Here is a 15,293-nt window from a genome sequence, read left to right as displayed (position 1 = left end):
GATGAGTCAGAACCAGTCTACCCCCAGCCGAGAGGTCGCCCGGCGCGTGTTCGCGAGCGAGTTCAACGACGCCGGCTACACGTTCACCGAGTCCGACGACGAGCGCGCCCCCGTCTACGCGCTGTTACCGACGGGCGAGTCCTCGAACCGCGTGTTCTTCGTCGGCACCCTCACGGAGAAGGAGGACGTCGGCGAGGACGCCGAGTACTGGCGCGGCCGCATCGTCGACCCGACGGGCACGTTCTTCGTGTACGCCGGCCAGTACCAGCCCGAGGCCGCCTCCAAGCTCCGCGACCTGGAGCCGCCCGCTTACGTCGCAGTCGTGGGGAAGCCCCGGACGTACGAGACCGACGACGGCACCGTCCGGGTCTCCGTCCGCCCCGAGTCGATCACCGAGGTCGACGCCGTCACCCGCGACCGCTGGGTCGCCGAGACGGCCACGCGAACGATCGAACGCGTCGCCGCGTTCGACGACGAGGGCAACGAGTACGCGCGGATGGCCCGCGAGGAGTACGACCTCGACCCCGAGACGTACAAGGACGCCGCGCTGTCGGCCCTCGAGGACCTCGACGAGGGCGACGGCGACGAGCTCGCCGCCGACCCGGCGGACTCGCCGACCGACTCCCCCGCCGGAATCTGAGCGAATCCGTCCCGGTCAGCGACGGTCTCCCGCGGCCGATTTTTCCGAGCCGTCCGAGCCGGTTTCGTCCCCAGCGTCGGCTCCGCCGCCGACGGCCTCGACGCCAGTTATCTCGGCGCGCGCGCCGCCGTCGGGGCCGTTCGTCATCCGGAACGCCCAGCCGTGGGCCTCGACGACCGTGCGGACGATCGTCAGTCCGATTCCGGTGCCGTCGCGCCCCGATTCGTCACCGTCGGACCCGTCGCCGTCGCCGTCGAGCGCTTCCGCCTCGCTCACGTCTACCCCCACGCCGTCGTCGCTGACGGCGAACCCGCCGTCGATCGGGCTCACCGCGACCGCGCTCACCTCGTCGCCGCCGTGCTCGATCGCGTTGCGGAACAGGTTCTCGAAGACGTGCTGGAGCGTCCCCGGATCGGCCCGGATCGCTCCCTCGACGGTCACCGTCAGCGTCGCGTCGCCCGTCTCCACGTGCGACCACGCCGTCCGGGCCAGCGCGCCCAGGTCGACAGACTGCAGGTCGCCGATCGGTCGCCCCTCTCGCGCGAGCAACAGCAGCTGCGTGATGATCGTCTCCATCCGGTCGTGAGCCGCTCGAACCTTCTCGAGCGCGTCCGGCGGCCCGTCCCCCGTCTCGGCCAGCTCGAGGTAGCCCTGCGCGACGCCGAGGGGGTTCCGGAGGTCGTGCGAGACGGTCGCGGAAAACGCCTCCATCCGCTCGTTCTGCCGTTCGAGCTCGCGACGGCGCCGCTCTTGGACGGTCTCGTCCCGGAGGACGACCACCCAGCCGGCGCGGCGGCCGCCCCTGACGAGCGGCTCGACGAACGGGCGGTAGTACGCCGGCTCTCCCGCGGGCCCGGGCACCGCGAGGGGGTCACAGCTCCCTCCCGTGCCGTTCCGGCCGCCGCTTTCCCCCGCGTCGGTCGAGTCGTCGCCGGACTGCGTCTCGATCCGCGCGGCGTCGTCGAGCGAGAACCCGTCGAGCAGCGCCGACAGCCGCACGTCGCTCCCGGGCGACGCGCCGAGGCGGTCGAGGAACGCCCCGCCGCGCTCGTTCGCGTGGACGATCGCCCCGTCGTCGTCGAGGACGAGGAGAGGGTCCGGCGAGTACTTCATCGCGGTCACGTACGCCAGCGGCGGCAGGTCGAAGAGCCGGTACCGGCCGAGCAGCGCGGCGATCGCGACGGTCGAGACCGCGCCCGCGGTCGGGACGAGGTTCATCCGGTCGTCCACGAACGGCGGGACCTCGGCGGCCGTCCCCGCCGCCGCGACGAGCGGGGCCAGGAGCGCCACGCTGATGAGCGCCACCTGCGGGTAGTACGGCCGGCCGACCCGGCGCACCTCCCACACCGCGGTCCCGAGCCCCGCGAGCACGAACCCGAGGCTGTACAGCATGAAGAGGGCGAACCCCGGCCCGTCCTCGACCCGCAACACGACCGGATCGCCTTCGATCACCCGTACGCCCGCGACGACCGCGCCGCCCGGATCGGTGACGACGAGGGCGACGAAGACGGCCGGGACGAACAGGACACCGGCGACGGCCCGGAGGGACAGCCACCGCGTTCGGTCGGTGTACGCCGCGATGAACAGGAACATCAGCGCCGGCAACACCGCCGCCGGAACGTGGAGCGCGCGGTAGAACAGCAGCTTCGTCGCCGGGTCGACGTGTAACAGCTTCAACGCCGACAGCCCCGTCCACCCCGCGGCGGCGAACGCGATCCAGAACAGGAGCGCCACCGTCGGGTCGCGTCGACCGCCGCGGAACGTCGCCGCCGCGTACCCGGCGAGCGCGAAGGCGACGACCGCGGCGAACAGCATCGGTGTCGCGAGGACGGTGGCCTGCCAGCTCACTTCAGAACACTTGCCTCTACCAGCGCTCCGCTCGTACATAAAGGGGCCGTACGCGGGCGCAACGAGGCGCGAACGCGGCGATCAGTACGGTACGACCCCTGACGGTACGGCACCGTCTGACAAACGCTTAAGTGGTCCGGGAAACGAACGGTCCGATAATGGGCAACAAGAACAAGACGATCTCGTTCCGCGTCAACGAGGACGCGTTCGAGACGCTCCGCGACATCGCCGAGGAGCGAGACATCTCGCTGTCGGCGGTCTTCCGGGACTACGTGGATACGCTCGTTGCCCACGACGGTCAGGTCCGGGTCGTTCCGGAGGCGGAGCTCGACAGCATGGGTGAGAGCGGCGAGTCGTTCCCCCCGAAGATCGAGGTCCCGAAAAGCTTCGTCCGCGAACACGAGCGGCTGGAGCTCGAAGCCGATCACCTCCGCGAGCAGCTCGAAGAGCACAAACGCTACGTCAACTATCTCCGCGAGCAGTTGGAGGACGGCGACGAAGAGGTGATCCAGCTCGAGGACCTCGACGGCGAGCCCGACGAACCCTCCTTCCGACTCGGATAGTCGACGGCGCGTCGCTCCGCTCCTTTCTCTCCCTCTCCTCCCGCAGTCCCTTTTCCCCGCCAGCCGCGCCGCCGATCGCCGAGAAACCTACTCGATCGTTCGGTACTGTTCCGCGAAACGCCGATATTGGCGAAAATATTGCCGGTCGTGGGCTTGTTTGTTCAAAAACGTCCGATTCTATCCGGTTCTGATGGACGGTTTCTCACGCCTCCCATCGATTTCTGACTATAATAAACTATTTACGAAAACCATAATACCCGGGCGGCGAACCGTTCGTGTATGAAGAGGTGGGCTCGACCGTGAGCGTGTTTGACAGGGCGTACGACGATCCGGTCCGTGTACTCGACGAGGACGGCGAGGTCGTCGGCGATGTGCCCGACCTCGCCGACGAGGAGCTCGTCGGGATCTACCGGCACATGCGGCTGGCGCGGCACTTCGACGGGCGCGCCGTGAGCCTCCAGCGGCAGGGGCGAATGGGGACCTACCCGCCGCTGTCCGGGCAGGAGGGCGCACAGATCGGCTCCGCGACCGCGCTCGACGAGGGCGACTGGATGGTCCCCTCGTACCGCGAGCACGGCGCCGCCCTGGTCCGCGGGCTCCCCCTGAAACAGACCCTGCTCTACTGGATGGGCCACGAGGCGGGCAACGCGACGCCGGAGGACGTCAACGTGTTCCCGGTCGCGGTCCCCATCGCCTCGCAGGTCCCGCACGCGACCGGCGCGGCGTGGGCGTCGAAGCTCCGCGGCGAGAACGACGCGTTCCTCTGTTACTTCGGCGACGGCGCGACCAGCGAGGGCGACTTCCACGAGGGGGTCAACTTCGCGGGCGTGTTCGACACCCCGACGGTGTTCTTCTGTAACAACAACCAGTGGGCCATCTCCGTGCCGCGCGAGCGGCAGACCCGGAGCGCGACGCTGGCCCAGAAGGCGGAGGCGTACGGGATCGACGGCGTCCAGGTAGACGGGATGGACCCGCTGGCGGTGTACAGCGTCACGCGGGCGGCCGTCGAGAAGGCGCGCGACCCCGACGCGGACCGCCCGCGGCCGACGCTGATTGAGGCGGTCCAGTATCGGTTCGGCGCACACACGACCGCCGACGACCCGACCGTCTACCGCGACGACGACGAGGTCGAGCGGTGGAAGCGGAAGGACCCGATCCCCCGACTGGAGGCGTATCTCCGATCGGAGGGTATCCTCGACGACGAGCGCGTCGCCGAGATCGAGACGCTCGTCGAGACCCGGGTGGCGGAGGCCATCGAAGCGGCCGAGTCGGAGGCGCGCCCGAAGCCGGAAGAGATGTTCAAGCACGCGTACGCGGAGCTCCCGCCGGAGCTGGAGCGGCAGTACGAGGAGTTCGCGGCGTTCCGCGAAGCGCACGGCGACGAGGCGTTCCTGGAGGAGTAAATGAGCGAGACACAGAACCTCACCGTGGTACAGGCGGTCCGAGACGGATTGTACACCGAGATGCGCGAGGACGACGACGTCCTCGTGATGGGACAGGACGTGGGGAAGAACGGCGGCGTCTTCCGCGCGACCGAAGGGCTGTTCGACGAGTTCGGCGGCGACCGCGTCGTCGACACCCCGCTCGCGGAGTCGGGGATCGTCGGCTGTGCGGTCGGCATGGCCGCGATGGGCCTCAAGCCCGTCCCCGAGATCCAGTTCTCCGGGTTCATGTACCCCGGCTTCGACCAGATCGTCTCCCACATGGCCCGGTTCCGGACCCGAAGCCGGGGGCGGTTCAACCTCCCGATGACCCTCCGTGCCCCCTACGGCGGCGGGATCCGGGCGCCGGAGCACCACTCCGAGTCGAAGGAGGCGTTTTACGCCCACGAGGCCGGGCTGAAGGTCGTCATTCCCTCTACCCCGTACGACGCGAAGGGGCTGTTGGCGGCGTCGATCCGCGACCCCGACCCGGTGATCTTCCTCGAACCGAAGCTCATCTACCGGGCGTTCCGCGACGAGGTGCCCGAGGAGCCGTACACCGTCCCCATCGGCGAGGCGGCCACCCGCCGCGAGGGTGGCGACGTGGCGGTGTTCACCTACGGCGCCATGACGCGCCCGACGCTGGAGGCGGCCGAGACGCTCGCCGAGGAGGGGATCGAGTGCGAGGTCGTCGACCTCCGCACCGTCTCGCCGCTCGACCGCGAGGCGATCGTCGAGGCGTTCGAGGCCACCGGGCGCGCCGTCGTCGTCCACGAGGCCCCGAAGACCGGCGGGCTCGCCGGGGAGATCACGGCGATCATCCAGGAGGAGGCGCTGTTGTACCAGGAGGCGCCGGTGAAGCGCGTCACCGGCTTCGACGCGCCCTACCCGCTGTACGCCTTAGAGGACTATTACCTCCCGTCCGCGACCCGGATCGAGGAGGGTATCAGGGAGGCGGTGGAGTTCTGACCATGCCGGTCAAAGAGTTCAAACTGCCCGACGTGGGCGAAGGCGTCGCCGAGGGCGAGCTCGTCTCGTGGCTCGTCGCGCCCGGCGACCGCGTCGAGGAGGACCAGCCGGTCGCCGAGGTCGAGACCGACAAGGCGCTCGTCGAGGTCCCGTCGAGCTACGACGGGACCGTCGAGGAGCTGTTCGTCGAGGAGGGGGACGTCGTCCCCGTCGGCGACGTGATCATCTCGTTCCGCGTCGGGGAGGACGACGGAGACGCCGGAGGGGAGGCTGACGGCGCCGACGCGGCTCCGGGCGACGAGCCGAGGGGCGAGGCGGAAGGGTCGGAACCGGGCGCGGCTGACGCCGACCCCGACGCCGCCGACGGTGACTCCGAACCGGCCACCTCGTCCGGCCGAACCTTCGCGCCGCCCTCCGCCCGCCGGCTCGCACGCGAACTCGGCGTCGACATCGCGGCGGTCGACGGGAGCGGCCCCGGCGGCCGGATCAGCGAGGCCGACGTGCGGGCGCACGCCGAGGGCGGCGGAGGCGACGACGCGGGCGATTCCGGCTCCGACGAGGCGCCGGCGCCGACCCCGACCGACGTGGGATCCGGCGGCCGGAAATCCGCCGTGAAAAAGCGCGGCGAGGACGGCTCCGCGGGCTCCGCGTCGACTGCAGCGCCGTCTGCCGGAGCACCCGAACCAGCCGGCCGCGAGACGACGCTCGCGACGCCCGCGACTCGGAAGGTCGTCCGCGAGCTCGGCGTCGACATCGACGACGTGCCGACCGACGAGACCCGGGACGGCGAGGCGTTCGTCACCGGCGAGGACGTTCGCGCGTACGCCGAGGCGCTGGAGTCGGGGACGGCGGCCGACTCGGCCACCGAACCCGAACCGGTCGACGTCGACGCCGGCGGTGCCGCCGCGGGCTCCGCGACGGCAGGCGCCGGTGCGACGACCGGCACCGGTGTGACCGACGCCGATGCGACGACCGGTTCGGCTGACGAGACCGTCCCCTACCGCGGGGTGCGGCGCACCATCGGGAAGCAGATGGAGCGCTCAAAGTTCACCGCCCCGCACGTCACCCACCACGACACAGCCGAGGTCGATGCTCTCGTGGAAGCTCGCGAGGAGCTGAAGCCCCGGGCGGAGGAGGCGGGCGTGCGGCTCACCTACATGCCGTTCGTGATGAAGGCGATCGTCGCGGGGCTGAAGGAGTACCCGTACCTCAACAGCGAGCTCCGCGAGGACGACGAGGAGATCGTGTTGAAAAAGGAGTACAACCTCGGGATCGCCGTCGCGACCGACGCCGGGCTGATGGTGCCGGTCGTCGAGGACGTCGACGAGAAGGGGCTCTTCGAGCTGGCCGCGGAGGTCAGCGACCTCGCCGCCCGCGCCCGCGAGCGCAAGCTCAAGCCGGCGGAGATGAAGGGCGGCACGTTCTCGATCACCAACTTCGGCGCCATCGGCGGGGAGTACGCCACGCCGATCATCAACTACCCAGAGACCGCGATCTTGGGGCTGGGCGCCATCGAGGAGCGCCCCGTCGCCCGCGACGGCGCGGTCGTCGCGGCGCCGACCCTGCCGCTGTCGCTGTCGATCGACCACCGCGTGATCGACGGCGCGGTCGCGGCCGAGTTCGCGAACACCGTGATGGAACACCTTGAACACCCGCTGCTACTGTTGACTCAATAATGGTCGTCGGAGACGTCACAACCGGAACGGAGGTACTGGTGATCGGCGCGGGACCGGGCGGCTACGTCGCCGCCATCCGCGCCGCACAGGAGGGGCTCGACACGACCCTCGTCGAGAAGGACGCCTACGGAGGGGTCTGTCTCAACCGCGGCTGTATCCCCTCGAAGGCGCTGATCACGGGGTCTGGGCTCGCCCACGAGGCCGGCAACGCCGAGTCGATGGGGATCCACGCGGACCCCGCCGTCGACATGGGGAAGATGGTCGAGTGGAAGGACGGGGTCGTCGACCGGCTCACCGGCGGCGTCGAGAAGCTCTGTAAGGCCAACGGCGTCAACCTGATCGAGGGCGAGGCGTCGTTCGTCGACGAGCACACCGCCCGCGTCGCGCACGGCGGCGAGGGGCAAGGGTCCGAGTCGATCGAGTTCGAGCACGCGATCGTCGCGACCGGGTCGCGCCCGATCCAGATCCCCGGCTTCGAGTTCGCCGCGGACCACGTCTGGAGCTCCGCCGAGGCGCTCGACGCCGACACGGTCCCGGACCGGCTCGGGATCGTCGGCGGCGGGTACATCGGCATGGAGCTGGCGACCACGTACGCGAAGCTCGGCGCCGACGTGACGGTCGTCGAGATGCTCGACGACATCCTCGACCCCTACGAGGACGACGTGAAGCGGATCGTCCGCAAGCGCGCCGAGGAGCTGGGCGTCGAGTTCCACTTCGGCGAGGGCGCGAGCGAGTGGTCCGAGGGCGCCGACGGCGGCTATCTCCTCCACACGGAGACGGAGGAGGGAGAGGAGTCGACATACGGCGTCGACAAGATCCTCGTCGCGGTCGGGCGTCAGCCGGTCACGGACGGGCTCGACTTAGGGAACGCCGGGATCGAGACGGACGACCGCGGGTTCGTCGAGACGGACGACCGCACCCGCACCGCGGTCGACCATATTCACGCCGTCGGCGACGTGGCCGGCGACCCGATGCTCGCGCACGCGGCCTCGACGGAGGGGATCGTCGCCGCCGAGGTGATCGCGGGCGAGCCGGCCGCGATGGACCAGCAGGCGATCCCCGCGGCCGTCTTCACCGACCCCGAGATCGGGACGGTGGGGCTGACCGAGGAAGCGGCGGAAGCGGAGGGGTTCGAGCCCGCGGTCGGCGAGATGCCCTTCAACGCCTCCGGCCGCGCGATGACGACCGGCCACACCGAGGGGTTCGTCCGGATCGTCGCCGACGACGAGACCGGCTTCGTGCTCGGCGCGCAGATCGTCGGCCCGGAGGCTTCGGAGCTGATCGCCGAGGTCGCGCTCGCGATCGAGATGGGCGCGACGCTGGAGGACGTGGCGGCGACGGTCCACACCCACCCGACGCTCGCGGAGGCGGTGATGGAGGCCGCGGAGAACGCCCGCGGACAGGCGATTCACACGCTGAACCGGTAAGGCGGGGACCGGTCTCTGTCCGAGGGTCCGTCGGTTCAGTCTCCGCCCGCCGGAACTTTGTGACGCCGGTACGGACACGCTGTCACTGATCGTGTTCGACGAGGTTTTCGACCTGATCGCCGACGCCGTCCTCGGGTTCGTCCCGAACGTCGTCTTGGGCGCCCTGACGCTGCTCGTGGGTCTCGCGATGACCGCGATCGGGATCGCCACGGTGGGAGAGCCCGGACTGTGGGGGGAAGTGCTGACCGTCGTTGGTCTGTCGGCGGTCGTCGGCGTCCTGGCTCTCCGGTACCGATAGCGAGTCGCGTCGGTCGCGCTCGATTCGGACCCGACACTCGAAGGAGAATCCGGTGGTCACCCCAGAAACAGACGCGCCGGACCCTTTAGCCGACGCGCTGGCCGTCTAGGTCGACGCGCCGGACCGTTTACGCCGACGCGTCGTAGCCCGCCTCGCTCACCGCGCTCACCAAGGCGTCCGGGTCGGCGTCGCCCTCGACGGTCGCCGAGTCGCTCTCGCGGTCCGCGGTCGCGCTCTCGACGCCGTCGACGCCCTCCAGCGCCTCCGTGACGCTCTGTTCGCAGTGTCCACACGACATTCCCTCGACCGTGATCGTCCGGCTCATGACACGTACCGATACGGCGGGTAGATGTTTGTCGTTTTCTGCTTCGGGACTGCGGCTCGACGACCGCCTTGACTTTGGAATCCGAAGCGTCACGCCCAACCGTCTTATATATCCGGTGCGTACCGCGAGCCATGCGCGACCTCGACGAGACGGACTTGCAGATCCTGTCGCTGCTGGCCGACGACGCCCGCCGGGCGTTCAGCGAGATCGGCGAACGGGTGGGGCTCTCCGGGCCCGCGGTCTCGGACCGCGTCACGCGGCTACAGGAGGCCGGCATCATCGAGGGGTTCACGGTCGATGTCGACCGGACGAAGCTGCGCGCCGGGGTGCCGGTGCTGATCGACGTGGCGCTGCCGCCGAACCGCCCCGAGGCGCTCGACGCGGCGCGGGATCGGGTCCGGGACGCCGACGCGGTCGAGCACGTGTTCGTCACGGCCGAGGGCGACCTCCGGGTGTACGCCCGCGTGGAGGGTCGGAACGCGAGGGAGTGGGTGCAGGGATTGTTCGAGGGGGTCGCCGTCGACGACTACGCGGTCACCCTGGTCGACGAGTTCGAGTGGACGCCCTCGATCGAGGGCGTGGAGTTCGCGTTGACCTGCGCGGAGTGTTCCAACACCGTCGACAGCGAGGGCGAGACGGCGCGGATCGACGGCGAGGTGTACCACTTCTGCTGTTCCTCCTGCCTGTCGCGGTTTCGAGAGCGGTACCAGCGGTTGGAGGAAGGGGTATAATCTGACGGGCCAGTTGTTTATAAGCGGATTTTGTCGGTGACTACTGGCAAACCTCAGCCGCTCGCTTATAAATAGTCGATCGCGGATCGTCGACGAACGCCTCCAAAGCCCCAGTCGCGAAGCGGGCGCACACTCGGTGCGGTCCTCAGTCGCTCGCGGTGCTCGCTCCTTGCGGTCTTGCCGGCGGCGAAGCCGCCGGCTGTCAGAGGGACCTTCGGTCCCTCGCTACTTCCGTCGTCTGCGCCCGCTTCGCGACTGCCCCTTTGAGTCCCACCCCGCAACCACCCAGCCTCACGCCTCCCCAGCCTCGCGGTTCGCGCTCTGCGAGCGCTCACCGCGTCCAGCGAGGGACCGAAGGTCCCTCTGGCAGCCGGCGCGTAGCGCCGGCGACCTCGCGCGTGCTCCTCGCGCCCTTATCAGGGCGCTCGGAGGCACGCGCCACCGCATGACCCTTTTAAGTAATGTCGTCGATAATCCCGATTTCGCCTCACTCTCTTCCGACCGTGTCCATTACTTTCGAATCCAAGATTTCGACCCGATCGAACCCCCGATCGCGAAGCAGAAAACCGCCTAAGGGGGGAACCCGTAGTAGTACACATGCCAACGAGAACAGCCCATCTGAACGTCACGGGGATGTCCTGCGCCAACTGCTCGGCGACGATCGAGGACGCCCTCGACGGCCTCGACGGGGTGGTCTCGGCGAACGCCAACTACGCCACCGACGAGGGCTCCGTCGAGTACGACCCCGCGGAGGTGTCGCTCGGCGAGATCTACGCGGCGATCGAGTCGGCGGGCTACGGCGCCGTGAGCGAGAGCGTCACGGTCGCGATCACGGACATGTCCTGTGCGAACTGCGCGGAGACCAACGCGGAGGCCCTGGAGTCGACGCCCGGCGTGATCGAGGCGACGGTGAACTACGCGACCGACGAGGCGCAGGTCCAGTATAACCCCGCGGACGCCTCGCTCGGCGACCTCTACGACGCGATCGAGTCGGCGGGCTACTCGCCGGTTCGGGAGGGGAGCGGGAGCGGCGGTGAGGGGGACGGAGAGGGATCCGGGGACGGCGCCGGAGCGAGCGGGACGGGCGACGCCGGGCAGGACGCCCGCGACGCCGCCCGCGAGGAGGAGATCCGCAGACAGCTCCGACTGACCCTGTTCGGCGCGGTCCTCTCGCTGCCGCTGCTGGCGTTTATGACGGATCACCTGCTGTTCGGCGGCGAGGTGTTCCCCGAGACCGTCTTCGGCGTCCGGATCGGGTTGGTCCAGTTCCTGCTCGCGACGCCCGTGCAGGTCGTCCTCGGGCGCCCGTTCTACAGGAACTCCTACAAGGCGCTCGTGACGAACGGGCGCGCCAACATGGACGTGCTGATCGCGCTCGGCTCCACGACCGCGTACGTCTACTCGGTCGCGGCGCTGTCGGGCGCGATCGCCGGGAGCCTCTACTTCGACACGGCCGCGTTCATCCTCGTGTTCATCACGCTCGGCAACTACCTGGAGGCCCGCTCGAAGGGCCGGGCCGGCGAGGCGCTCCGGAAGCTGCTGGAGATGGAGGCGGACCGGGCCACCCTCGTCGAGGAGGACGGGACGGAGCGCGAGGTGCCCGTCGACGAGGTCGAAGTCGGCGACCGGATGAAGGTCCGCCCGGGCGAGAAGGTCCCGACCGACGGGGTCGTCGTCGACGGCCAGAGCGCGGTCGACGAGTCGATGGTGACCGGCGAGTCGGTCCCCGTCGAGAAGGGCGAGGGCGACGAGGTCGTCGGGGCGACGGTGAACGAGAACGGGGTGCTCGTGGTCGAGGCGACGAAGGTCGGCGCCGACACCGCGCTCCAGCAGATCGTCCGCACCGTGAAGGAGGCGCAGTCGCGCCAGCCCGACATCCAGAACCTCGCCGACCGCATCTCGGCGTACTTCGTCCCGGCGGTCATCGCCAACGCCCTGCTGTGGGGGACCGTCTGGTTCCTCTTCCCGGAGGCGCTCGCCGGGTTCGTGAACGCGCTCCCGCTGTGGGACCTCGTCGCCGGCGGTCCCGCGGTCGCCGGCGGGGCGGTCTCGGTCTCCGAGTTCGCGGTCGTCGTGTTCGCCTCCGCGGTGCTCATCGCCTGTCCCTGCGCGCTCGGGCTGGCGACGCCCGCCGCGACGATGGTCGGGACGACGATCGGCGCCGGACACGGGATCCTGTTCAAGGGCGGCGACGTGCTCGAACGCGCCAAGGACGTCGACACCGTCGTCTTCGACAAGACCGGGACCCTCACCGAGGGCGAGATGGAGCTGACCGACGTGGTCGCCTTCGACCGCGACGGCAACGTGATCCCGGACGACGACCCGGCCCCGGACGGGGGCACGGCGCAGCGGCGGGAGGGCGACGACGGCCTCATCGCCCCCGAAGCCGGCTCGGGTCCCGACCGCGACCCGGAGACGGAGGTGCTCCGGCTCGCCGCGGCCGCCGAGCGCGGGAGCGAACACCCCCTCGCCCGCGCCATCGTCGACGGGGCGCGCGAGCGCGGACTGGAGATCCCCGAGCCGGACGGCTTCGAGAACGTCCCCGGCCACGGGGTCCGCGCGACCGTCGGGTCGGACGGGCCCGACGGCGGCAGCGAGGTGCTGGTCGGCAACCGGAAGCTGCTGCGCGACAACGGGATCGATCCGTCTCCCGCCGCCGAAGAGATGGAACGCTTGGAGAGCGAGGGGAAGACGGCGATGCTCGTCGCCCGCGTGCCCGCCGGCGCGAACGAGGGCCGGCTCGTCGGGATCGTCGCCGACGCGGACACCGTGAAGCCGAGCGCGGCGGACGCCGTGGCGGCCCTCAAGGACCGCGGCATCGACGTGATGCTGATCACGGGCGACAACGAGCGCACCGCCCGCGCGGTCGCCGAGCGGGTCGGTATCGACCCCGCGAACGTCAGGGCCGAGGTCCTCCCCGAGGACAAGTCGGCGGCCGTCGAGTCGATCCAGGCCGACGGCCGGCAGGCGATGATGGTCGGCGACGGGGTCAATGACGCGCCCGCGCTCGCGGTCGCGTACGTCGGCACCGCCATCGGGAGCGGCACGGACGTGGCCATCGAGGCCGCGGACGTGACGCTGATGCGCGACGACCCGCTCGACGTGGCGAAGGCGATCCGGGTCTCGGACGCGACGCTCCAGAAGATCAAACAGAACCTCGTGTGGGCGCTCGGCTACAACACGCTGATGATCCCGCTCGCGTCGCTCGGGCTGCTCCAGCCCGCGCTGGCCGCGGGGGCGATGGCGCTGTCCAGCGTGAGCGTGCTCACCAACAGCCTGCTGTTCCGCCGGTACGACCCCGACCGCGACTACCGGCTGCTCGGTCGGCTGCGGTGAGCGAGGCGGCGGGCTCCGGTCGCAGTTCGTGTTCTCTCACGGCTCGCTTTCTCTCATGGTTTGCCCTTCGTCACGCGATACGCCTGACCGTCGTACCGGATCCGGGCCGTCTCGCCGTCGTCGACGATCCAGTCGGCCGTTCGCTCGTCCGTCCGGAGAACTACCCTATCGACGCCTTCCTCTACGAACGCGAGCAGATTTCGGTAGCCACGGTTCCGATATCGCATCACCTGTTCGGTGATGATCGGCCTCTCGGCCGTCTGTGCTCGCTCCAGTGTGAGGGTGGCTCGCTCTCCGTCGTCGTCGGCGGTCCGCCACCCGTCCGCGGTGACGGTCACCGAGATCCCGTCCGTCTCGCTCGTCGCGTCGTCGGTCGGCTCGACGGCGACCGGTGGCGCGTCGAACTCCACGAGGGCGGCGCTGTCCGAGGTCGCGTATCCGTATCCCGCGACGGCCGCGTAGCGGCCGCCACCGAGGTACGGGTAGCGATCCACGTCTCCGTCTTCGTCTCCGTCGTCCACCTCGCTGGTCGCGGCTGCCATCGTCCACGTCTCGCTCTCGCCCGCCGAGAGGTTGTAACAGATGCCGTCGTGGGCGCCCGGCCCGACGTGGAACCATCGATCGTCGTGTAGCTTGTAGAGGTTCCAGTGGCCGCAGCTGGTCGATTCCTCCGAGCGGTTGTGGTACGTGAACTCGACGCGAGCGGGTAGCTCCGCCGTCTCGGCGCTCGGACGGACGAATCCCCGAGCCGATTCGTCGGCCTCGTGGTACCACGTGACCCCGCCCTCGCCCGGCAGTTCCGGAACCGAGACGCCGTCGAACGCCGAGTCGATCGTCGGTTTCGGCTCTCCCTCCGGGTCTTCCTCCGGCTCGGACGACCCGGGGCCGGTCGATCCGTCCGTGGTGTTGCAGCCGCCGAGCACCCCGAGACCGGCCGACAGGCCAACGAGGAGGGAGCGTCGGCGCATGTCTCGTCCAGTCCGCCAGCGCGTGAAGGGTCTTGTGGGCCGATGGCTCGTAGGCGGCTCTGGGAGAGCGCGCTCGCCTGCCGGGAACACATTTAATATAGCGATATTTAGTTTATACTCATGGCTCGGCTGCACCTACGGGTCGACGGCGACGACCGCTTCGCCCGTCGGTTTCGGTCTCCTGAGCCGCGATCGACCGGCTTTTTCCCCGCCGCGCCGTCGGATCGGGTATGGCCGACGAGTTCGACCCCGAGAAGTTCGAGGACAAGTACGCGAACTACTTCAACGAGCTCCAGCGGGCGTACAAGAACGCGTTCAACCAGATGAACGACCGGTACGACTCGGAGCTGATCCACGGGATCGACCAGGCGGTGCTCAACGAGTCCGAGCCGTTCTACGAGGACGGCGAGTTCCGCGTCGAGCTCCCCGAGAACCCCCGAGAGCGCATCCGCGGCGTCGTCCCCGTCGACGACGAGACGTTCGAGGAGACGCTCGACGAGTACGTCGACCGGATCGAGACGGAACTGTACCGGACGCTCGGCGTCGACCGGCCGGAGTGAATAACCGGCGTTCGGTCCGCTTGCCCCGCTGACACGCCCGTTCTCCCGGCACGCGTCCCGCCGAACCAAAGGCATAAGCCGCCCGGACGCCAATTCGCGTGCATGAGCACGGAAACGACTGACGCGGACAACGACCTCCGCGAGCGGATCACGAACTTCCTGCGGCGCAACTTCCCGCAGATCCAGATGCACGGCGGGAGCGCCGCCATCAGCCACCTCGACCGCGAGAACGGCGAGGTCACGATCCAGCTCGGCGGCGCCTGCTCCGGCTGCGGTATCTCTCCGATGACGATCCAGGCGATCAAGTCCCGGATGGTCAAGGAGATCCCCGAGATCGAGACGGTCCACGCCGACACGGGCATGGACGCCGGCGCCGACGGCGACCTCGGCGGCACCAGCAGCGGCGGCATGTCCCCCTCCTTCCCCGGCGAGACGACCGACGACGGCGGCGACGACGAAGGCCCGCAGGCCCCGTTCTGAGCGGTTCGCTCGGTTCTCCCGAGATCGCGGTTCCGTTCTTTCGTTCTTTCC

The 15,293-nt window shown here is 69.6% G+C and carries 14 protein-coding genes; 11 read left to right on the top strand and 3 right to left on the bottom strand.

Translation table 11 applies throughout. The annotated features are described in order from the left end of the window. Nucleotide 1: 1 nt before the first annotated feature. Nucleotides 2-640, top strand: coding sequence for an RPA family protein (locus tag CK500_RS01970; protein ID WP_095635574.1), 639 nt, complete (start codon nt 2-4; stop codon nt 638-640). 15 nt (nt 641-655) lie between these two features. Here CK500_RS01970 and CK500_RS01965 read toward each other — a convergent pair whose 3' ends face one another. After that, entirely contained in the window at nt 656-2,488 is a 1,833-nt protein-coding gene (locus CK500_RS01965) for a sensor histidine kinase (RefSeq protein ID WP_158224016.1), read from the bottom strand. Nucleotides 2,489-2,646: 158 nt separating this feature from the next. Here CK500_RS01965 and CK500_RS01960 point away from each other — a divergent pair, with 158 nt between their 5' ends. The 6 genes from CK500_RS01960 (at nt 2,647) to CK500_RS01935 (ending at nt 8,842) form a co-directional block, all read left to right on the top strand. Further along, nucleotides 2,647-3,051, top strand: a complete 405-nt coding sequence (locus CK500_RS01960) for a hypothetical protein (protein ID WP_004048800.1) — start codon at nt 2,647-2,649, stop codon at nt 3,049-3,051. Between the two features lie 299 nt (nt 3,052-3,350). Then, nucleotides 3,351-4,454, top strand: a complete 1,104-nt coding sequence (pdhA, locus tag CK500_RS01955) for a pyruvate dehydrogenase (acetyl-transferring) E1 component subunit alpha (RefSeq protein WP_095635723.1) — start codon at nt 3,351-3,353, stop codon at nt 4,452-4,454. Further along, nucleotides 4,455-5,441, top strand: coding sequence for an alpha-ketoacid dehydrogenase subunit beta (locus CK500_RS01950; protein ID WP_095635572.1), 987 nt, complete (start codon nt 4,455-4,457; stop codon nt 5,439-5,441). A 2-nt stretch (nt 5,442-5,443) separates the two neighbouring features. Next, the gene (locus CK500_RS01945) at nt 5,444-7,117 is read left to right on the top strand and encodes a dihydrolipoamide acetyltransferase family protein (protein WP_095635571.1); all 1,674 of its coding nucleotides are present in this window, start codon (nt 5,444-5,446) and stop codon (nt 7,115-7,117) included. Next, on the top strand, nt 7,117-8,544 hold the full coding sequence (lpdA, locus tag CK500_RS01940; RefSeq protein ID WP_095635570.1) for a dihydrolipoyl dehydrogenase: 1,428 nt from the start codon (nt 7,117-7,119) through the stop codon (nt 8,542-8,544). Before CK500_RS01945 ends, lpdA begins: the two co-directional genes overlap by 1 nt. 91 nt (nt 8,545-8,635) lie before the next feature. After that, on the top strand, nt 8,636-8,842 hold the full coding sequence (locus tag CK500_RS01935) for a hypothetical protein (protein WP_095635569.1): 207 nt from the start codon (nt 8,636-8,638) through the stop codon (nt 8,840-8,842). 127 nt (nt 8,843-8,969) lie between these two features. Here the strand turns inward: CK500_RS01935 and CK500_RS01930 are convergent, their stop codons facing one another. After that, a complete protein-coding gene (locus tag CK500_RS01930; RefSeq protein ID WP_095635568.1) occupies nt 8,970-9,167 on the bottom strand; it encodes a CopZ family metallochaperone in 198 nt (65 codons plus the stop codon). Nucleotides 9,168-9,298: 131 nt separating this feature from the next. On the opposite strand from CK500_RS01930, the gene CK500_RS01925 reads away from it, so the two are divergent. Together CK500_RS01925 and CK500_RS01920 are read left to right on the top strand one after the other, a co-directional pair. Beyond that, the gene (locus CK500_RS01925; protein ID WP_095635567.1) at nt 9,299-9,898 is read left to right on the top strand and encodes an AsnC family transcriptional regulator; all 600 of its coding nucleotides are present in this window, start codon (nt 9,299-9,301) and stop codon (nt 9,896-9,898) included. A 597-nt stretch (nt 9,899-10,495) separates the two neighbouring features. After that, nucleotides 10,496-13,234 carry a heavy metal translocating P-type ATPase gene (locus CK500_RS01920; RefSeq protein ID WP_095635566.1) on the top strand — a complete coding sequence of 913 codons (2,739 nt, stop codon included), beginning with the start codon at nt 10,496-10,498 and terminating at the stop codon, nt 13,232-13,234. Between the two features lie 53 nt (nt 13,235-13,287). On the opposite strand, the gene CK500_RS01915 is transcribed toward CK500_RS01920, so the two are convergent. Continuing rightward, the gene (locus CK500_RS01915; RefSeq protein WP_095635565.1) at nt 13,288-14,202 is read right to left on the bottom strand and encodes a hypothetical protein; all 915 of its coding nucleotides are present in this window, start codon (nt 14,200-14,202) and stop codon (nt 13,288-13,290) included. Between the two features lie 230 nt (nt 14,203-14,432). Between CK500_RS01915 and CK500_RS01910 the strand changes: the two genes are divergently transcribed. After that, a complete protein-coding gene (locus CK500_RS01910) occupies nt 14,433-14,762 on the top strand; it encodes a DUF5783 family protein (RefSeq protein ID WP_095635564.1) in 330 nt (109 codons plus the stop codon). Nucleotides 14,763-14,864: 102 nt separating this feature from the next. Next, on the top strand, nt 14,865-15,242 hold the full coding sequence (locus CK500_RS01905; RefSeq protein ID WP_095635563.1) for a NifU family protein: 378 nt from the start codon (nt 14,865-14,867) through the stop codon (nt 15,240-15,242). Nucleotides 15,243-15,293 lie beyond the last annotated feature (51 nt).

The sequence above is a fragment of the Halorubrum salipaludis genome, from assembly GCF_002286985.1.
In the GTDB taxonomy this organism is placed as follows: Archaea; Halobacteriota; Halobacteria; order Halobacteriales; family Haloferacaceae; genus Halorubrum; species Halorubrum salipaludis.
Note: the sequence above shows the minus strand (reverse complement) of the source record. Positions and strands in the feature narration are given on the sequence as shown.